Annotated in this window: 22 protein-coding genes and 2 tRNA genes; 9 read left to right on the forward strand and 15 right to left on the reverse strand. The window is 72.8% G+C overall.

Going from position 1 to position 18,017, the window contains the following annotated elements:
- The 3 genes from OZN99_RS09870 to OZN99_RS09880 all read right to left on the reverse strand — a co-directional run.
- The coding region (locus tag OZN99_RS09870) for a PTS sugar transporter subunit IIA (RefSeq protein ID WP_333779729.1) at positions 1-478 on the reverse strand (478 nt) is incomplete at its 3' end.
- A gap of 103 nt (positions 479-581) precedes the next feature.
- A complete protein-coding gene (rapZ, locus tag OZN99_RS09875) occupies positions 582-1,523 on the reverse strand; it encodes an RNase adapter RapZ (protein ID WP_270935043.1) in 942 nt (313 codons plus the stop codon).
- Positions 1,520-1,975, reverse strand: coding sequence for an HPr kinase/phosphorylase (locus tag OZN99_RS09880; protein WP_270935044.1), 456 nt, complete (start codon positions 1,973-1,975; stop codon positions 1,520-1,522). Before OZN99_RS09880 ends, rapZ begins: the two co-directional genes overlap by 4 nt.
- A gap of 142 nt (positions 1,976-2,117) precedes the next feature.
- Between OZN99_RS09880 and OZN99_RS09885 the strand changes: the two genes are divergently transcribed.
- Entirely contained in the window at positions 2,118-3,068 is a 951-nt protein-coding gene (locus OZN99_RS09885; protein ID WP_270935045.1) for a serine/threonine dehydratase, read from the forward strand.
- 30 nt (positions 3,069-3,098) lie between these two features.
- On the opposite strand, the gene OZN99_RS09890 is transcribed toward OZN99_RS09885, so the two are convergent.
- The 8 genes from OZN99_RS09890 to OZN99_RS09925 all read right to left on the reverse strand — a co-directional run bounded on the left by OZN99_RS09890 (position 3,099) and on the right by OZN99_RS09925 (position 8,614).
- A complete protein-coding gene (locus OZN99_RS09890; protein WP_270935046.1) occupies positions 3,099-4,340 on the reverse strand; it encodes an HlyD family secretion protein in 1,242 nt (413 codons plus the stop codon).
- A 3-nt stretch (positions 4,341-4,343) separates the two neighbouring features.
- A complete protein-coding gene (locus OZN99_RS09895; protein ID WP_270935047.1) occupies positions 4,344-4,820 on the reverse strand; it encodes a hypothetical protein in 477 nt (158 codons plus the stop codon).
- Positions 4,821-4,974: 154 nt separating this feature from the next.
- Positions 4,975-5,532 (reverse strand): NUDIX domain-containing protein, encoded by a 558-nt coding sequence (locus OZN99_RS09900; RefSeq protein WP_270935048.1) that lies wholly within the window; start codon positions 5,530-5,532, stop codon positions 4,975-4,977.
- Positions 5,519-6,133, reverse strand: coding sequence for an FMN-binding negative transcriptional regulator (locus tag OZN99_RS09905; protein ID WP_270935049.1), 615 nt, complete (start codon positions 6,131-6,133; stop codon positions 5,519-5,521). The genes OZN99_RS09900 and OZN99_RS09905 overlap by 14 nt, the downstream gene beginning before the upstream one ends.
- 148 nt (positions 6,134-6,281) lie before the next feature.
- Positions 6,282-7,163 carry a DMT family transporter gene (locus OZN99_RS09910; protein ID WP_270935050.1) on the reverse strand — a complete coding sequence of 294 codons (882 nt, stop codon included), beginning with the start codon at positions 7,161-7,163 and terminating at the stop codon, positions 6,282-6,284.
- A gap of 1 nt (position 7,164) precedes the next feature.
- Entirely contained in the window at positions 7,165-8,010 is an 846-nt protein-coding gene (folD, locus tag OZN99_RS09915) for a bifunctional methylenetetrahydrofolate dehydrogenase/methenyltetrahydrofolate cyclohydrolase FolD (RefSeq protein WP_270935051.1), read from the reverse strand.
- Positions 8,007-8,306, reverse strand: a complete 300-nt coding sequence (locus OZN99_RS09920; RefSeq protein ID WP_270935063.1) for a DUF167 domain-containing protein — start codon at positions 8,304-8,306, stop codon at positions 8,007-8,009. Before OZN99_RS09920 ends, folD begins: the two co-directional genes overlap by 4 nt.
- Positions 8,303-8,614, reverse strand: coding sequence for a YggT family protein (locus tag OZN99_RS09925; protein WP_270935052.1), 312 nt, complete (start codon positions 8,612-8,614; stop codon positions 8,303-8,305). Before OZN99_RS09925 ends, OZN99_RS09920 begins: the two co-directional genes overlap by 4 nt.
- Before the next feature lie 206 nt (positions 8,615-8,820).
- On the opposite strand from OZN99_RS09925, the gene OZN99_RS09930 reads away from it, so the two are divergent.
- Positions 8,821-8,896: transfer RNA gene (locus OZN99_RS09930), tRNA-Ala, on the forward strand.
- Between the two features lie 164 nt (positions 8,897-9,060).
- Complete coding sequence (locus OZN99_RS09935; RefSeq protein WP_270935053.1) at positions 9,061-9,705, forward strand: site-specific integrase; 645 nt, start codon at positions 9,061-9,063, stop codon at positions 9,703-9,705.
- 78 nt (positions 9,706-9,783) lie between these two features.
- Here the strand turns inward: OZN99_RS09935 and OZN99_RS09940 are convergent.
- Positions 9,784-9,858: transfer RNA gene (locus OZN99_RS09940), tRNA-Thr, on the reverse strand.
- A gap of 100 nt (positions 9,859-9,958) precedes the next feature.
- Between OZN99_RS09940 and OZN99_RS09945 the strand changes: the two genes are divergently transcribed.
- The 3 genes from OZN99_RS09945 to OZN99_RS09955 are packed head-to-tail and all read left to right on the forward strand — an operon-like array spanning position 9,959 to position 13,280.
- Positions 9,959-11,014, forward strand: coding sequence for an efflux RND transporter periplasmic adaptor subunit (locus OZN99_RS09945; protein ID WP_270935054.1), 1,056 nt, complete (start codon positions 9,959-9,961; stop codon positions 11,012-11,014).
- Positions 11,011-12,255 (forward strand): ABC transporter permease, encoded by a 1,245-nt coding sequence (locus OZN99_RS09950; RefSeq protein ID WP_270935055.1) that lies wholly within the window; start codon positions 11,011-11,013, stop codon positions 12,253-12,255. The genes OZN99_RS09945 and OZN99_RS09950 overlap by 4 nt, the downstream gene beginning before the upstream one ends.
- A gap of 53 nt (positions 12,256-12,308) precedes the next feature.
- Positions 12,309-13,280 carry a Bug family tripartite tricarboxylate transporter substrate binding protein gene (locus tag OZN99_RS09955; RefSeq protein WP_270935056.1) on the forward strand — a complete coding sequence of 324 codons (972 nt, stop codon included), beginning with the start codon at positions 12,309-12,311 and terminating at the stop codon, positions 13,278-13,280.
- A 22-nt stretch (positions 13,281-13,302) separates the two neighbouring features.
- Here the strand turns inward: OZN99_RS09955 and OZN99_RS09960 are convergent, their stop codons facing one another.
- A complete protein-coding gene (locus tag OZN99_RS09960) occupies positions 13,303-13,755 on the reverse strand; it encodes a DUF3237 domain-containing protein (protein ID WP_270935057.1) in 453 nt (150 codons plus the stop codon).
- 69 nt (positions 13,756-13,824) lie between these two features.
- On the opposite strand from OZN99_RS09960, the gene OZN99_RS09965 reads away from it, so the two are divergent.
- A complete protein-coding gene (locus OZN99_RS09965; RefSeq protein WP_270935058.1) occupies positions 13,825-14,550 on the forward strand; it encodes an ABC transporter ATP-binding protein in 726 nt (241 codons plus the stop codon).
- Positions 14,551-14,573: 23 nt separating this feature from the next.
- Here the strand turns inward: OZN99_RS09965 and OZN99_RS09970 are convergent, their stop codons facing one another.
- Complete coding sequence (locus OZN99_RS09970; RefSeq protein ID WP_270935059.1) at positions 14,574-15,608, reverse strand: aromatic ring-hydroxylating oxygenase subunit alpha; 1,035 nt, start codon at positions 15,606-15,608, stop codon at positions 14,574-14,576.
- A 248-nt stretch (positions 15,609-15,856) separates the two neighbouring features.
- On the opposite strand from OZN99_RS09970, the gene OZN99_RS09975 reads away from it, so the two are divergent.
- Both OZN99_RS09975 and OZN99_RS09980 read left to right on the forward strand, forming a co-directional pair.
- A complete protein-coding gene (locus OZN99_RS09975) occupies positions 15,857-16,900 on the forward strand; it encodes an ABC transporter substrate-binding protein (protein WP_270935060.1) in 1,044 nt (347 codons plus the stop codon).
- A gap of 102 nt (positions 16,901-17,002) precedes the next feature.
- A complete protein-coding gene (locus OZN99_RS09980) occupies positions 17,003-17,212 on the forward strand; it encodes a hypothetical protein (RefSeq protein ID WP_270935061.1) in 210 nt (69 codons plus the stop codon).
- Between the two features lie 4 nt (positions 17,213-17,216).
- On the opposite strand, the gene OZN99_RS09985 is transcribed toward OZN99_RS09980, so the two are convergent.
- The coding region (locus OZN99_RS09985) for a diacylglycerol/lipid kinase family protein (RefSeq protein ID WP_270935062.1) at positions 17,217-18,017 on the reverse strand (801 nt) is incomplete at its 5' end.

Below are 18,017 nucleotides of genomic sequence, written 5' to 3' on the forward strand. Positions count from 1 at the left end.
AGGCGGCGCGCGGCGCGCGGGCATTGGCATCCACCGGCGCCGCGCCGGGCGCACCCGCCGCGGCGGCAGGCCGTGCCATCGGCAGCTCCGGCATCTCGGCGGCGCAGGCGATGTATTTCCGCCCGGCGGCGGTGGCGTGGGACACCGCGTCGGACAGCGGCTCCGTGCCGCGGATCTTCGCCAGCTTGACCAGCAGCGGCAGGTTCACGCCGGCGATCACCTCGATCCGCGTGCGGTCGCAGAGCTGGAAGGCGAGGTTGGAGGGCGTGCCGCCCAGGATGTCCGTCAGCACGACGACGCCGTCGCCCTGGTCCACCTGGCCGATCGCCACGCGGATGTCCTCGCGGCGGGTTTCCAGCTTGTCGTCGGGGAAGATGCAGACGGTGGCGACGGCCTTCTGGGGCCCCACCACATGCTCCATGGCGGAGCGCAGTTCCTCGGCCAGGCGGCCGTGGGTGACGATGACGAGGCCGATCATCGTTTCGGCCTGTGGCGATGCGCGCGGGCCGTCGCCGCTCGCTGCACCTGCCCGCCGGGCAGGCTGGGGGCGTGAAGTCCGATCGGCGTCTGGTCGGGGTCAGTCATGATGAAGGTGCCAGGGCCTCCCGCCCCGCATGGGATGCGCCCGTGCCCGGTTCGACCGGGGCGCGTGCGAGTTCGCGATGGATCACGTCCACTCGCCATCCTCGGGCCGTCAGATGGGCTGCCAGGCGCTCCGCGACAAGCACGGAGCGATGGCGGCCGCCGGTGCAGCCGAAGGCGATGGTCAGGTATTTCTTCCCCTCGGCGACGTAGCGGGGCAAGAGCAGGTCCAGCAGGCCTGTCATGCGTCCCCAGAAGGGAACGAAGTCGGGATCGGCCTCCACGAAGGCTGCCACGGCCTGGTCCTTCCCGGTCTGCGGCCGCAGCGCCGCGTCGTAATGCGGGTTGCGCAGGAAGCGCACGTCCAGCACCAGGTCGGCCTCCCGCGGGATGCCGCGCGGATAGCCGAAGGACAGGATCGCGATGTCGAGCCCGGCCGCCCCAGTCGGGCGGAAGCGGCGCTCGATCAGCCGGCGCAGCTCCGGCAGCGGCAGCTCGGAGGTGTCCACCACCACGTCCGCCGCCTCGGCCAGCGGGGCGAGCATCGCGGCCTCCCGCGCGATGCCCTCGGCGACGCGGCTGCCGAGCGGGCCGCCTGGGGCCAGCGGATGGCGACGGCGGGTTTCCGAGAAGCGGCGGAGCAGCACCGCCTCCTCCGCCGTGGCGAAGACCAGGCTGGCGGCGATGTCGTCGCGGGCGCGCAGCTTCTCCAGCGCGGCGCGCACCTCCGCCGCCTCGAACCCGCGGGAGCGCGCATCCACGCCGATGGCGATGGGCGTCGCGCCGTCGGTGACCAGTTCCTCGAGGATGGTGAGCGGCGGGTTGTCCACCGTCTCGAAGCCCAGATCCTCCAGCGTGCGCAGGATGGAGGCCTTGCCGGCGCCGGAGAGGCCGGTCACCAGCACCACCGCGCGGCGCCCGGGCTGGGCGGGTTCGCTCATGCCGCGAAGGCCCCGGCCAGGAAGCGCGCCCGTCCGACCACGGCATCCAGCGCCAGGGCGACCTTGTCGGGCGCCGCGGCTTCCAGCCCGGCCAGCGCGACGCGCGGCAGGGCGCGGCCATGCGCCTCGAAGTGGCGGGGTTCCGGCAAGCGGGGCGGCGCCTCCGCCGGCGGAAGCAGGTCCACCACCAGGCGCAGCCGGGCGGGCGCGGTCACCGGCAGGTCCCGCTGCAGACCGAGGCCGCGCACCTCCAGCAGGCCGCGCAGGGCCGCCGGCGGGCGGGCCAGCAGAAGGTCGGGCGGTTCGGGGTCGAGTTCCACCTGGTCATCGGCCACCAGGGTCCAGCCGCGACCGAGCAGGCGCAGGACAAGCTCCGACTTCCCCGCGCCCGAAGGGCCGAGGAACAGCACGCCATCGCCGCCGCGGGCGGCGCAGGAGGCGTGGAGAGGCATTCCCGGTTCGGCCTCCACTGCAGGCGGGCGGACCATGGCAGAAAGAGGGCGGGCGGTGAAGGGATCCCCGTTGCGTGGGCGGATCGCTGGCGCAGGCCCGGCGGGGTTGTCCCGCGGGGGGCGCGCTGCCAGCCTTGCGGGCATGCCGCAAGAACAGCTTCCCCCTGGCCGCGCTGCAATCGAGGCCGCCGCCGCCCGCATCGCCCCGCATGTCCGGCGCACGCCGGTGATGCGGATGAGCGGGCGCGACCTGGGGCTCGGCCTGGACCTGATCCTGAAGCTGGAGCTGCTGCAGGCGACCGGCAGCTTCAAGCCGCGCGGCGCCTTCAACCGCATGCTGTCGGCCGCGCTGCCGGCGGCGGGCGTCGCCACGGCCTCGGGCGGGAACCACGGCGCCGCGGTGGCCTATGCGGCGCGCGCGCTGGGCGTGCGGGCGGAGGTCTTCTGCCCGGTGCCGACGCCGGTCGCCAAGACGACCCGCATCGAGGGCTACGGCGCCGTGCTGCACCGGGTGGGCGCGGCCTATGACGAGGCGCGGCTGGCCAGCGAGGCGCGGGCGGCGGAGACCGGCGCGCTCATCGTGCATGCCTATGACCAGGCGGAGGTGCTGGCGGGACAGGGCACGGTCGGCCTCGAGCTGGAGCAGGACGCGCCGGAGGCGACGCATGTGCTGGTGGCGACCGGGGGCGGCGGGCTGATCGGCGGCATCGCTGCCTGGTACGCCGGAACACCTGTCCGGATCATCAGCGTGGAGCCGGAAGGGTGCCCGACGCTGGCGACCGCGCTGCGGGAGGGCCGGCCGGTGCCCTGCCCGGTGGGCGGCGTGGCGGCGGACAGCCTGGGCGCGCGGCAGGTCGGCGGGATCATGTTCGCGGTGGCGAAGGACCATGTGGCGCAGGCGGTCCTGGTGACGGACGACGCCATCCGCGACGCGCAGCGCCGGCTGTGGGACGCGCTGCGGCTGGTGGCGGAGCCCGGCGGCGCCACGGCGCTGGCCGCGCTGACCTCCGGCGCCTGGGCGCCACCGGCCGGGGCGCGGGTGGCGGTGGTGCTCTGCGGCTCCAATACCGACCCGGCGAAGGTCGCGGGCTGAGGCCCGCCATCCTCCACGCCGCCGGCGGGCTCAGTGCCCGCCGGAGAAGACCAGCGCCTTGAAGGGCAGCAGCGCCGCCTGGATGCGCAGCAGCACGGCGTGCACGAAGCCCACCGCGTCCACGGCGTGCAGCCCCAGCCAGCGCCCGGCGGAAAGGCCGGGCTTCTGCAGCTCCTCGTAGTTCGAGGTGTAGGCGTTGGCGATGCAGCTGCTGCCCGGGATTACCCGGTCCAGCCCGCCCTCGTAGAGCGGTTCCAGGATGGTCAGCACGGTGCCGGGCACGCGGAACTGCTGCAGGTCGAGCAGCTGGTCCGTGCTGCGGACCTGGCCGGTCGCGATGAAGCCCTGCACGTTGGTCACCACCATCGGGATGATGGTCCAGGGGTGGGACGCGCAGGTCGCCTCCGCCAGCATGCCCGGGCGCATGACCTGCGCCTCGATCTGGCCGAAGCCGGCGGCGAGCACGGGGCGGAGCTGGCCCTGGTTCTCCGGCACCAGCACGCCGGCGGGGCGGGCCAGCGGGTTCACCACGTCGCCGACCTGCAGCAGGAACTGCTCGATCCGGCCGGTGACGCCGGCGCGCACGACGGTCTTGGCCAGCGCCGCCTCGGCCTGGGCCAGCATGGCCTCGGCGCTGGCGCGTTGGGCAGGCAGCTGCTCCTCCAGCCGGGCGAAGACGGCGGCGCGGGAGGCGCGCGCCGCTTCGACGCCGGCGGCCCGCACGCGCACATTCACCTCGGCCCGCTCCACCTCGCGGCGGGCGATGGTGTCGGGGCTGCGGCGGTTCAGCTCGGCGCGCGTCTCGAACTCGTCGGTCGCCTGTTCCAGCGCGCCCTGCGCTTCGAGGATGCGGGCTTCCGCGGCGAGCAGGTCGGCGCGGGCCAGGGCGAAGGCGGCGTCCACCTCCGCGACCTCACGCCGTGCCGTCTCCACCGCCGTGCGCTGGGTGGCGTCGTCCAGGCGGAACAGCGGCTGGCCCGCCTCCACCCGGTCGCTGCCCTGCACGTACACCTCCGCCACGCGGCCGATCGTCTCCGGCACCACCGGCACGGTGCGGTAGACGGCGGTGACGTAGCTGGTGGCGGGGTGGAAGTAGAAGACCAGCGTGATCAGGCTGACGGTCAGGAACAGGCAGGTGACGATGCCCCAGCGCAGCTCGAACCAGACGGAGAAGATGGTGATCTCGCGCCCGAGGCGCTTCCCCTGGCCGTAGCGGCGGAAGAGGTAGTCGGGGAAGATCGTGAGGAGTGAACAGAGGATCAGCTCGAGCATGGCTCAGGCCTCGCCTGGCCGATGCGCCGCGTCTCGGGCGGGAGGGCGCTCCGGTTCCAGGCCGGGTGGCAATGGTGCGGGTTGCGGCGCGTCGTAGGGGCGCGGGCCGTCATCCGTGGTGTCGCCTGCGCCGGGCGGCAGGCCGGCGATCTTCTCGGCGGAACCGGCGATGCGCCGCATCGGGCCGGAGAAGTCGGGCAGGTCCACCAGCGCCAGCAGCAGGCCGGCGACCCAGAAGATGTGCATGTGCGTGAACAGCGCGAGCAGGCCGAGCACGGCCACGATCTCGAACTGCAGCTTGTGGCCGCGATGCGCCAGGCGTTCCGGCAGGGTGTGGATGCGCAGGAAGAGCAGGCCGAAGGCGATCACCGCGACGACGAGGAAGATGCCGACGCCGACCAGGACAGGATCGGCGCCATCCGGCCCCGGCACGAAGAACGGCAAGTGATGCGGCGCGGCCGGATGCATGGCGATGGTCAAGGCGGGTTCCCCTCGATGCGTCGGGACCGGCCGGCACGTCGCCAGCCCCGGGCGAGGCTAGTTGCGGCCGTGGCCCTGCGCAACGCGGCCGCAGACCGGGCGCGAGCCGAACGGTATCGCTTTTCCACCGCGGTCCCGCGGCCGCGACGCGGCGCTACAGCAGGCCCTTCAGTGCCAGCAGCCCCCAGGCCGCGAGCGTCACGCTGTCCTTGATCTCGCCGTCGCGCAGCATCCGCTCCACCTCGGCGCGCGGGAAGCGCCGGCTGACCAGGTCCTGCTCCTCGACCTCCGGGCGGGCCTGGCCGGGCGTGAGGCCGGTGGCGAGGAAGACGTGGAAGCCCTGCCGCATCGTGCCGTAGCCCTCGTACAGGTGGCCGGCATGGGTGAGGGTGGCCGCCGTCAGCCCGGTCTCCTCCGCCAGCTCATGCGCGGCGGCCAGCGCCGGGTCGGCATCGGGGCCGCCCCACATGCCCTGGCAGAACTCCCAGAAGCGCGCGCCGACGGGGTAGCGGTACTGCTGCACCATGTGGAGCGAGCCGTCTTCTTCCACCGGAACCACAACGACGAAATCGTCCTTCTCGATCACGCCGTAGATGCCGGTGGAGCCGTCGCGGCGGCGCACCGAATCCTCCCGCACGCGCATCCACCTGTTCTCGTAGACGATGCGCGTGGCGGTCGGAACGATGTCCGGCTTGTCGTCACGCGAGTCCATTGGCGTCCTTCAGGGCCTGGGCCGCCGCGTGCTCGCCGCGGGCCTCGAGCTGCGCGGCGACGGCGACGCGGTCGGGCAGCGGGCGGTTCTGGCTCTGCTTGCGCTTGGCGGTCCACTCCGCGACCTCGATCGAGACGCCGACCAGCGCCTTGAACATGCCGGCCATGTACTTCTCGGGCTGGGCGTCCATGTCGAAGCCGGGGTCGGGTTCGTAGCGGGCGGCGAGCGCGCGCATCTGCACGGCGATCTCGTCGGGCTCCTCGACCAGCGTGGCGCGGCCGCGCGCCTGCACGGCGTCGTAGTTCCAGGTCGGCACGCTGGGATGCACGCCGTACCAGGCGGAGGAGACATAGGCGTGCGGCCCCCGGAACACCGCCAGCGCCTCCGCGCCCGCGCCCTCGAAGGCCCGCCATTGCGGATTGGCGCGCGCGAGGTGGCAGAGCAGGCGGTCCGGCGCGCCGCCTTCGCCGCGCAGCAGGCGGAAGGGCAGGTGGCTGACCATCAGCGGCGCGGCGGTGACGAGCAGGCCGAAGTCGTTGGCCTCCACGAAGCCGTGGATCCAGCTGGGGTCGTCGATGCGGAAGGCGGGCGGGGTGTACATGCGGGGCATCCTGGCACGAAGCGAGCGGAGGCGCCGCAGCCTGGCTGCGGCGGGGCGGCGGATCAGGCGCGCGATGCTCGTCGTCGGAACTGCATGGCGCCAACACTCGCCGGCGCGGCGCCCCGGGCGCAACCGCGCTGCGTGCATGTCAGCCGCGCGCCCGCGCCCGCGCCCGCACCAGCAACCACAGCCCGCCGAGCGTCAGCAGCCCGCCGACGATGTCGCTGACGAACAGCCGCTCCCCCAGCAGCGCCCAGCCGAACACCGCGGCGACAGGCGGCGACAGCAGCTGCAGCGCGGAGGCGGTAGAGGTCGGCACCCGCTTGAGCATGACGAAGTACAACGCATAGCCGCCGATGCCGACGACGAACATCGACCACAGCAGCCCGCCCAGGGTGAACCAGCCGGCGGACCGTGGCGCCTCGGCTTCCAGCAGCAGCGCGAGCATCAGGCAGAACAGCGCGGAAACCACGGTCTGGCCGAGGCTCGCCATCCAGAGATTCACCCGTGCCTTGGCCGGTGCGTAGATCAGCAGGCCGGCCGCCTGTGCCGTCGCCGCGCCGATCGCCAGCACGAAGCCCGTGGCCTCCGCCGCGGCCAGCCCGTCCAGCGCGCGGAGGAAGCCGAGCAGCGCCACGCCGGACCAGCCGATCGCCAGCCCGACCCAGGCCAGCGGCGGCAGCGGCTTCTTCATGAACACGCTCTCGCCGGCGGCGATCATCAGCGGGGTGGTGGCGCAGATCAGCGCGACGAGCCCGGTGGGAATGCGCGCCATGGCGAGCCAGGCGAAGGCCAGGTAGCCGCCCATGCCGAACAGGCCGAGCAGCGCGACGCGGCCGGCATCCGGCAGCGAGGGCAGCCTGGCGCGCAGCGCCAGCGCGACGATCAGCAGGATCGGCGCGGTGCAGCCGAAGCGGATGGCCAGCGCCCAGAGCGGCGGCCATTCCCGCACCACCACGCCGGCGACGGTGAAGGCGGAGGCCCAGATCGCGACGAAGGTCGCGGCGATGGCAAGCCCGCCGGCGCCCATCTCACGCGCCGCGGCGGGCCAGCGCGGCGTCCAGCGTGTTCTCCAGCAGGCAGGCGATGGTCATGGGGCCGACCCCGCCGGGCACCGGCGTGATCGCGGCGGCGCGGCGCGCCGCGCCGGCGAAGTCCACGTCGCCCACCAGGCGGCCATCCGGCAGGCGGTTGATGCCCACGTCGATCACCGTCGCATCCTCCGCCACCCAGTCGCCCGGCACCATCTCCGGCCGGCCGACGGCGGCGACCAGGATCTCCGCGCGGCGGCATTCGGCGGCCAGGTCGCGGGTGCGCGAATGGGCGATGGTGACGGTGCAGTCCGCCGCCAGCAGCAACTGGGCCATGGGCCGGCCGACGATGGTGCTGCGGCCCAGCACCACCGCCCGCGCGCCGGGCAACGAGGCGCCGGCGGCGCGGAGCAGGTGCATCACGCCCTTCGGCGTGCAGGGCACCAGGCCCTTCTGGCCGGAGGCGAGGCGGCCGGCGTTGAGCGGGTGGAACCCGTCCACGTCCTTCTCCGGCGCGACGGCGGAGATCACCACATCGGCGCGGATCTGCCGGGGCAGCGGCAGCTGCACCAGGATGCCGTCCACCGCCGGGTCGGCGTTCAGCCGGGCCACCACGGCGAGCAGATCGGCCTCGGTGGTCTCGGCCGCCAGGTGGACCGTGGCGCTGTCGAAGCCGACCTCCTGCGCTGCCTTGTCCTTGTTGCGCACATAGACGCCGGAGGCGGGGTCGTCGCCGACGCGGACCACGCGCAGGCCGGGCTTGAAGGGAAGTGCGGCGACCCGCGCGGCGATGGCGCGGCGAAGCTCGGCGGCGACGGCCTTGCCGTCGATGATGCGGGCGGTCATGCGAGAAGCCGTTGCAAGTGGTCGGAGAGGCGGGCCGGATCGCCCGCGATGCGCAGCGTCTTGATCCGCGCGGTCGCGCCCTGCGCGAGCGTGACGGCGGAAGGCGCGACGTGCAGCGCCTGTGCCACAGCGGCGCAGACGGCGCGGTTGGCGCGGCCGTCCTCCGGCGCCTCGGTCACCGCGACGCGCAGCGCGGCACCGTCCGGCGCCAGGCCGCCGAGGCCGGGCCGGCGCGACTTCGGCTGCACCCTCACGCGAAGCTCGATGCCGTCGGGCGTGGCGCGCCAGAGGCTCAGAAGTAGAGGCCCGAGCGCAGCATGTAGCCGCGTATGGCCCCGACGGCGATCGAGACCGCGGTGATCAGCAGCAGCAGCACCAGCGGCGAGAGGTCGATGCCGCCGAGGTTCGGCAGGCGGTTGCGGATGGGGCGCAAGGCCGGCTCGGTGATCCGGTAGAGGAAGTCGGCAATGGTCCAGACGATGCGGTTGCGGCCGTCCAGGACGTTGAAGGACATCAGGGTCTGCACGATGGCGGCCAGCAGCACCGCCCACCAGAACAGGTCGAGGCCCGCCTGCACGAGGAAGAAGACGGCGTCGAGCAGCATGGGCGGTTCCCTGGCGTGCCTGCGGCGGCTTCGTTCCGGGTGCGTCCGGAACGCCGGCGGCCCCGGCGTGGTGTCTCGTTCGGGGCGGAACCTAGTGGGGGCGGCGGGCCCGAACAAGGCGCGGTCCCGGTGCCTTGACACCCCAGGTCCGCCCGACCATAACCCGCGCCCTCGGTCGCCCCCAGGGGCGGCGGATGGTGGCGTACGGGGCTGTAGCTCAGTTGGGAGAGCGCGTCGTTCGCAATGACGAGGTCAGGGGTTCGATTCCCCTCAGCTCCACCATCACCACGTAAAATCAGGAACTTAGGCTAGGGTCTGGCAGCGCCTGCAACGCAGGACGCACCCCATGGCCCGTGCTGCGCCGTCGTATCCCCTCACCCCCAAAGCGGCTTGCGCATGCACTCGGCGCGTGAGTTCAACGCCCAGCAGTCAGCACCGCCATCCGCGTGTCCGGGGTTACGGGTGCGCTCCAGGCGCAGCGCACCAGAGATGCGCTGCGCCTCTCCGAGTCCACCATCTGCAATCGCGGGGAGCGCAGGTGGATCAACCTGCGCCTAGGCAAGACCGGCGAACTGCTCGCGATCCCGCTGCATGACGATCCGTTGCGTGTCGACGCGGAGAACCCGGTGGACGGTCATGACGTGTGCCCGTCACCGGACGGCACGCTCCGGGCCGACAGTTCGTTCGCCAATGCGTGGGACCGGAACGTCAGCCGGGCAAACTTCCGGATTGCCCGTCGTCTGCTGAAGGCCAATCCCTTGCCCCATCGCCGGAATGCGAAGGCGCGTGGGGAGGCCAGGCTGATCGTGCGCAAGTGGCTGATCGTTGGCCTCCAGCGTCGAGACCTCCGCCACACCGGCACCGGGATGGTCGAGCTTGCCCTCTCCGGCGTGCCGGACACCCAGATTGCGGTCCCGTCCGGCCACAGCATCGACGTTACCAAGCGCGTCCTCGACCGCTACATCCCGCGCGCGGGGCCGAATTGGCCCTCGCCGCTCTCGAGACGTGGGAGGGGACCAGCGGACGCGTCGTCGCCCTCCATACCCTGCCCGTCCAGCGGTCGTCGGAGTCGTTCACCGAACGAGTCATGAACGGGCGTGCAAACCGGATTGCAGACCGGGCCGCTGCCGCAAACCGGAAAACCGCGCCTTAGTGCTTGAAAAGATGGATGGTGCCGACACCCGGATTTGAACCGGGGACCTACTGATTACGAATCAGTTGCTCTACCGCTGAGCTATGTCGGCCCGGCAGATGGCGGGCCTATAGCGGCCCGGGGCGGCCGGGGCAACCTCCGCGCGGCAGCCGTCTCGCCACAAGCGGCCAGGCTGCTACTGTCGGGGCGACATGCCGCGCCGTCTCCTGCTCCTCCTCGCGCTCCTGGCCGCAGGCGGGGCCGGTTTCTACGCCTGGCGCAGCCTGCCCCCCGGCATCACCCTCGCCATGGCCACCGCCGGCCCCGCTCTGGAAGCCGTCTATGCCACCGGCGCGGTGGAGCCGGTCCACTGGGCGCGGGTCGGGCCCGCCACCCGCGCCCGCCTCACCGCCGTGCTGGTGGAGGAAGGCGCGCGGGTGATCGAAGGCCAGCCCCTGGCCCGGCTGGATGACCGGCAGGCCCGCTCCCTGGCGGACGAGGCGGAAGCCCGCGCCCGCTTCGCCATCGAGGACCTGAACCGCACCCGCACCCTGGTGGCCCGCGACATCGCCGCCCGCACGACGCTGGAACGCGCCGAGCGCGACGCCCGCGCCGCCCGCGCCGCAGCCGATGCCCTGCACCAGCGGCTGGAGGACTACCTGGTCCGCGCCCCGACGGACGGCATCGTGCTCCGCCGCGACGCCGAGGTGGGCGAGGTGGTGGACACCCCCGCCAGCCTGTTCTGGATCGGGGAGCCGCGGCCGATGCGCGTCACCGCGGAAGTGGACGAGGAGGACATCGCCCGCATCGCCATCGGCCAGCGCGTCCTGCTGCGGGCCGATGCCTTCCCCGGCCGCGTGCTGCAGGGCGAGGTCGCCCAGATCACGCCCAAGGGCGACACCACTCGCAAGGCCTACCGGGTGCGGTTGAACCTTCCGGACGACACGCCGCTTCTGATCGGCATGACGGTCGAGGCGAACATCGTCCTGCGCGAGACGCCGCAGGCGGTGCTGGTGCCCCCCGGCGCCGTGGTGCTGCCCGCGGCGGGCCGGGGTGCCAGCGCCGCGCCGGCCGCCCCGCCCGGCAGCGTCCGGCAGGGCGTCGTCTGGGTGGTGGAGAAGGAGATCGCCCACCGGCGGGAGGTCGAGATCGGCGTGCAGGGCCCGCGCGCCACCGAGATCCGCCGCGGCCTCGCGGCCGGCGAGGCCGTCATCCTCGACCCGCCGGCAGGGCTGCGTAACGGTCAGGCCGTCCGGCTCAGGCCATGAACCTGATCCTCGAACTCGCGCGCGGCATGCTGCGCCGACGTCGGCGCCAGACCATCGTCTCCGTCTCCGGCGTGGCGCTCGGCGTCGCCTTCTTCATCGCCATCGCTGCCCTGATGCGCGGCTTCCAGACCTACTTCGTCAACCAGATCATCGATGTCGCGCCGCACATCACGGTCAAGGACGAGACGCGCAACCCGCCTGCCCAGGCGGCGGAGCTGGCGGTGACGGACGGCGCGGTTCAGGTCCACGGCGTCAAGCCGCGCGACCGCATCCGCGGCATCCGTGCGGCTGGCGACAAGCTGGCCATGCTGGAGGCGATGGACGGCGTCGCCGCCGCCCCGGTGCTGCAGGGCCAGGCGCTGCTGCGCTACGGCTCGCGCGACGTCTCGGCGGTGATCACCGGCGTCGATCCCGCGCGCCATGTCCGCGTCTCCAACATCGAGAAGGACATGACCGCCGGCCGGCTGGAGGACCTGCGCAGCACGGCCAACGGGATCATCATCGGCGAGGGCCTGGCCTTCAAGCTCGGGGCCCAGCTCGGCGACACCATCTCAGCCGTCTCGCCGTTCGGCGTGACGCTCTCGATGAAGATCGTCGGCCTGTTCCGCACGGGCATCCAGACGGTGGACCAGTCGCACGGCTTCGCCCTGCTGAAGGTGAGCCAGGTGCTGCAGGACCGCGCCAATGTGGTGAACCAGATCCTGGTGCGCCTGGCCGACGTGACGCGGGCCGAGCCGTTGGCCCGCCAGATCGAGGCGCGCTTCGGCGACCGCACGGAAAGCTGGGAGGAGCAGAACCAGAACATCCTGACGGTCTTCGTGATCCAGAACGCGATCATGTATTCGGTGACCGGCGCCATCCTGCTGGTCGCGGCCTTCGGCATCTACAACATCATCTCGACCGTGGTGTTCGAGAAGACGCGCGACATCGCCATCCTGAAGTCGCTCGGCTTCACCGAAGGCGACATCCAGCGGCTGTTCCTGGTGCAGGGCATCATCGCCGGCATCCTCGGCGCCATCGCCGGCTGCCTGCTGGGCGCGCTGATGGTGGAGGCGCTGGCCCAGGTGCGCTTCGGCGTGGAGACGCCGGCCGGGCAGGACCGCTTCATCCTGGCGCGCGACTGGCGCGTCTATGTCGCGGGCAGCATCTTCGCCGTCGCCGCGGCCGGCATCGCCGCCGTCATCCCGGCCCGCCGCGCCAGCCGGCTCGACCCCGTGCAGGTGGTACGCGGCGCCGCGTGAACGGCGTTGCCCGCCGCCCTTGTTATGCAGCATAACGGTCGCGGGAGGAACCAATGATGAAGCCCACTCGCCGCGCCGTGCTCGGCAGCGCCCTCGCGCTGCCCTTCGCATCCCCCGCCCTGGCCTTCCCCGACCGGCCGGTGCGCTTGGTGCTCGGCTTCCCGGCAGGCACCGGCCCGGACGTGGTCGCGCGCATCCTGGCAGACGCGCTGCGCGAAGCCTGGCCGGTGGCCGGCGCCGTGGTGGACAACCGCCCGGGCGCCGCCGGGCACATCGCCGCGCAGGAGGTCGCCCGCGCGGCGCCGGACGGCACCACGCTGCTGTTCGGCGAGGTCGGGCAGCTTGCCATGGCGCCCAGCACCTATGCGCGGCTCAGCTACGATCCCGCGCGCGACTTCGCACCGGTGGCCGAGGTGGCCGCGATCGAGTTCGCCTTCGTCGTGCCGGCCAGCGTGCCGGCGAACGACCTGGCAGGCTTCCTGGACTGGGCGCGCGCCCAGCCGCAGGTGTTCATGGCCACCTTCGGCGCCGGCACGCCCGGGCATTTCGGTGCCTCGATCCTTGCCGCCGGCGCGCGGATCAACATGGAGGCGGTGCATTTCCGCTCGACCGGGGAGGCGATGACAGCAGTCCTGAACGGCAACGTGCAGGGCATGTTCGGCAGCACCGTCCTGGTCGCGCAGCATGTCGCCAATGGCCGCGTGAAGGCGCTGGCCACCACCGGGGCGACGCGATCGCCTCTGCTCCCCGCCGTGCCGACCATGGCCGAGCTGAACCTGCCGCGGCTCGGCTTCGAGGCATGGTTCGGCCTGGTTGCGCCGGCCGCGACGCCGGAGGCCGCGCTCGCCGCGCTGGAAGCGGCGACGCTGCGCGCGCTGGCGGTCCCGGCCACGCAGGCACGGCTGCGGGATGCCGGCTTCCGCGCGACGGCGAAGGGGCGTGCCGCCTTTGCGGCGCACATCCGCGACGAGACGGCGCGCTGGGCCGCCGTGGTGCGGGAGACCGGCTTCCGCGCCCTGGAGTAGCGCGCCGGCTTCAGGGGCCGCCCTACAGCGCGAAGATCCGGATCCGCACGCTGTCGGGCCGCCGCTCGCCGAGGCCGAGGAACAGGCTGCGCGTCAGCCACGCCTGGGAGGGCGCCGCGGTCTCGAAGACCGGTGCGGTCCGGAAATAGACGCGCTCCGGCGGCACGAACTCGCCGCGCAGCAGCCGGGCCATGTCGTCTGGCGCGGCGTGACGCAGCCCGCGGTTCACCACATAGACCAGCGCGCCGTCGTCCAGCCGCAGCGTGTAGCGCGCCTCGATCTCGGCCACGCCATCGGCCCGGATCAGCTGGTAGTCGGCGCCGCCCGGCAGCACCTCGCCGTTGAGCCGCGGCCCCGCGATGCGGCCGCCGAGGATCGGCACGATCCGCCGTTCGCCCGCGGCGCCGCGTCCGATCAGCAGCGGCGGCGCGACCTCGGCGGCGACTTCGCCCACGAAGTCGAAATGCGGGTCCATGATCGTCCTCCCCCGGCAGCGGATCGCCCGGCGATTCCGCCGGGCCGGCGGATGCCGTAGGTTGCCCTCGTGCCCGAGATCGAAGCGGCGGAAAACCCCGAGCCCTCCTCCACGCCGCTGCTCGAGGCGCGCGACGTCACCCGCACCCTGCCGGAAGGCGCGACGCTGGTGCGCGACGTTTCTCTGCGGATCGGCCACGGCGAGTTCGTCGCGGTCACCGGCCCGTCGGGCTCGGGCAAGTCCTCGCTGCTCTACCTGCTCGGCCTGCTGGACCGGCCGACCTCGGGGCAGGTCCTGCTCGAGGGGCGCGACACCGCGCGGCTTTCCGCGAAAGACATGGCGGCGTTGCGGCTCGCCCGGCTCGGCTTCGTTTTCCAGTTCCACTTCCTGCTGCCGGAATTCAGCGCGCTGGACAACGTGCTGATCCCGATCCGGCGGCTTGGCCGCCTGAACGACGCGAAGGCGCGGGCGCAGGCGCTGCACCTGCTCGACACGCTCGGCCTGGCGGATGCCGCGCGGAAGATGCCGGAGCAGCTCTCGGGCGGCATGCGCCAGCGCGTGGCGATCGCCCGCGCACTGGCGAACGACCCGGTGCTGCTGCTGGCCGACGAGCCGACCGGCAACCTCGACACGAAGAATGCCGCTGCCGTCTTCGACACCTTCGCGCGGCTGGTGGCGCAGGACGGGCGGACCGTGATCGTCGTGACCCACGACCCCGACCTCGCGGCGCGTGCCTCGCGCCGCGTGCACCTGGTGGACGGGCGCATCGTCTCGGACGCGCCCATCCCGCACTGAACCCCGCTGGGACGCCGAGCGGCTCAGTCCTCCGGCGGCAGGCGGGCCTCGGTCTCGCCGTGCTCGGCCAGCAGCGCGGCCAGGCGCCGGCGCATCTCGATGCCCGGCTTGTCGGACGGCATGTGCAGCTCCTCCGACATGCCGAGCGGCACGTCCCAAGTGCTGCTTTCCAGGATCAGCCGGTCCTCGGTCGTCACCGCGCGGTCGAAGGCGATCACCTTCTCGGCCGGGCTGTCGGCCTCGGTGTCGTTCCGATAGACCCATTGGCAGATCATGCTGCGCTGGTCGTTGATCGGCGTCGCCGCCGTCACCAGCACATGCGTCAGCCCGGTCGGGTAGTCGATGCGGCTGGCGCGCAGGAAGGGCAGGAACCAGCGGCCCTCGATGACGCGCACCGTGCGCTCGCTGTCGGACCTGATCAGCTCCTTCGAGATGCCCTTGTTCGTCACCGGCGCCTCGCCCTTCATCACGAAGCCCCAGGGCGTGTGCTCGATGCTGACCGGCGCCGGCCGCGGCTCCTCCAGGATGCCGAAGGTGTTGGCGTGCACGTAGGACAGGTGCGCCATGTCGAAGCTGTTCTCCATCAGGCGCAGGCCGGCGACGGCCCATTCCTCGTGGAACTCGTCGATCTGGCGGAAGGCGGGGTCGGCGGCTTCGGGGATGTCGGGGATCGGTGCGACCGGGTCCTCCAGCGCCACCCAGATCCAGCCATAGCGCGACGTGGCGTGATGCCCCGTCGTGCCGCCCTTCATGCCGCGCAGCGGCTCATGCGCCTGCGGCACCTTGCGGCAGCGCCCATCCACGCCGAAGGCCCACCCGTGATAGGGGCAGGCGATCGCCGGCCCGTCCGGCACATCGGCATCGATGAAGCCCAGCGAGAGCTTCGCGCCGCGGTGCGGGCAGCGGTCGGTCACGGCGGCGGGCCCGTCCTTGCCGCGCCACAGCACGATGTCGCGGCCGAGCAGCCGGAACGGCACCGGCTTGCCGCCGGCAAGATGCGCCTCCGGCATCACGGGGTACCAGAAGCGGCGGAGGACCTTCTGTTTCGTCGCCAGCATGGCGGCAGCATCCCCGATCCATCCGCCGCGCGGCAACCGCGGTCACGGCGCCGCTGCGCGCCGCCGCACATGATCTGCCGCCGAAACGGGCAGCGACCGCGCAGGAACCGGGCAGGCGTGCCGGTGCGCGGCGCCGGAACCGCGAATGGCGCCCGGCATCGCGCTTGCACGGCTGCCGGCACCCGGTGATCAATCCGCCTCCGAAGCGGTCCGCCGGGACGGCCCGCCACAGGAGAGGCTTCACAGACATGACCATCTCACGCCGCACGCTGCTGGGCGCCGCAGCCCTGGCGCCGCTGGCCGCGCCCCATGTCGCGAAGGGCCAGGCGGCGCTGACGCCGGTGCGCTTCTCGCTCGACTGGTCCTTCCAGGGACCGCAATCCTGCTACCTGCTCGCGCTGGAGCGCGGCTATTTCCGCGACGAGGGTCTGAACGTCACCATCGACCGCGGCTTCGGCGCCGGCGACGTGCCGGTGAAGATCGCCTCCGGTGCCTACGAGTTCGGCGTCTCCGATCCCTCGCCCACCATGCGCATGCGCATGACGCCGGCCACCGCCAACACGGACATCGTCGCGCCCTTCGTGCTGCAGCAGGGCAGCCCGCTGGCGGTGATGACGCTGCGCCGGACCGGCATCACCACCCCGCAGCAGCTGCTCGGCCGGCGGCTGGCCGCGCCGGAGACGGATGGCGGGCGCCAGATGTTCCCCGCCTTCGCCAAGGCGACGGGCCTCGACCGCAGCCGCATCACCTGGATCACCGTCACCCCGCAGCTGCGCGAGCCGATGCTGGCCCGGGGCGAGGCGGATGCGATCACCGGCTTCGAGACCTCCGGCGTGTTCAGCCTGCGCGCCGTCGGCGTGAACCCGGCGGAGATCGTCTCCATGCGCTACAGCGCCTTCGGGGTGAACCTGCTCTCCACCTGCCTGCTGGTGCGCCGCCCCTATGCCGAGGCCAATCCGCGCATCGTCACCGGCATGATCCGCGCCATCGTGCGCGGCCATATCGATGCCTTCCGCGATCCGGCGGCATCGATCGCCGCGCTGCTGCGCCGCGACCCTACGGCGCCCGGCCCGCTCGAGCAGGAGCGGCTGGTGGCGAATTTCGAGTTCGTCCGCACGCCCGAGGTGATCGCCGGCGGCTTCGGCAACGTCACCACGGCGCGCGTGCAGGGCGCGATCGACACGGTCAAGGACGCGTTCGAGCTGCCGGGCACGCTGCGCGCGGAGGAGTTCTACCTGCCGCAATTCCTGCCGCCGGCCGACCAGCTGCGCTTCCCCGCGGCGACGGGCTGAGCAACACACCGGCAACACCTGCCGGGCACGGAGAGGAGGGCTCCGCGCCCTCCTTTTTCCGTGAGTGGATTGTGGCGACAAAATGACGTATACGACGCCATCATGCCACAAACCCCGGGAGGCTTCACCCTGCCCATTCTCCTCTCCCTGCTGGCCGGTTTTGCTGCGCTGGCCGGGCTCTCCAGCGCGGCCGCCGTCCTGCTGCTCGGCCTTGGCCTGACCGGCCTCGTCGCCGCGCTGGGCTTCGGCGTCGTGTCCCTCGGCGCCGGGCTGTGGGCGGCGGTGCTGGCCTTCGCGCCCCGCACGGCCTGAGGGATCAGGGCAGCAGGATCCGCAGCGGCCCCGCCGCGTCGCCCACCTCCACCGGCAGCATGCCGGCCGGGTCGCCATCCGCCTGGACCGGCACCGCGGCCGCAGCTGCCAGCCGGACCCGTCCCGCCGACACGATCTCGACCCCTGGCAGGCGGGGGATCAGCCCGAGCGGCAGCGCCGCGCCGGCTAGCGCCGCCTGCAACGGGCCGGGGCGGCGGAACAGCACGACCTGGAAGCCCGGCTCGGCGGGCCGCGCCTCCGGCGCGATGCGGTATCGCCCAGCATAGAGCCGGCCCTTGCTGACGATCACGCTGGCCGCCTCGCCAGCCACGCCGTCCAGCTCCGCCACGATCGGCGGGAAGCGGTAGCGCGGCAATTCGCGCAGGGACTGCCAGACATAGGCCACCCGGCCGATTCGCCGCTTCAGCGCCAGATCGAGATTCGCCACCACGGCTGCGTCGAAGCCGGCGCCGAGCATCTGCACGAACAGCCTTGCGCGCCCATCGGCGAAGCGGGCGACGCCCGGGCTCAACACCGCCGCTCGGCCGCGCTGCAGCACGGCTGCTGCCGCTTCGGGCGACGGCGGGACACCCAGTTCCCAGGCCAGGACGTTCGCGGTGCCGAGCGGCAGCACGCCGAGCGCCGCGGCGCCGCCTGCCAGCCCCGAGGCGACTTCCGCGATGGTGCCATCGCCGCCGGCCGCGACCACCACCTTCACGCCGCGCAACGCCGCCGCGCGCGCGAAGGCCTCCGCATCGCCCGGGCCGCGCGTCTCCGCCAGTTCCGGGCAAAGCCCGCACGCCCG

It is taken from the genome of Falsiroseomonas oryzae (genome assembly GCF_027856955.1).
Lineage (GTDB): Bacteria > Pseudomonadota > Alphaproteobacteria > Acetobacterales > Acetobacteraceae > Falsiroseomonas > Falsiroseomonas oryzae.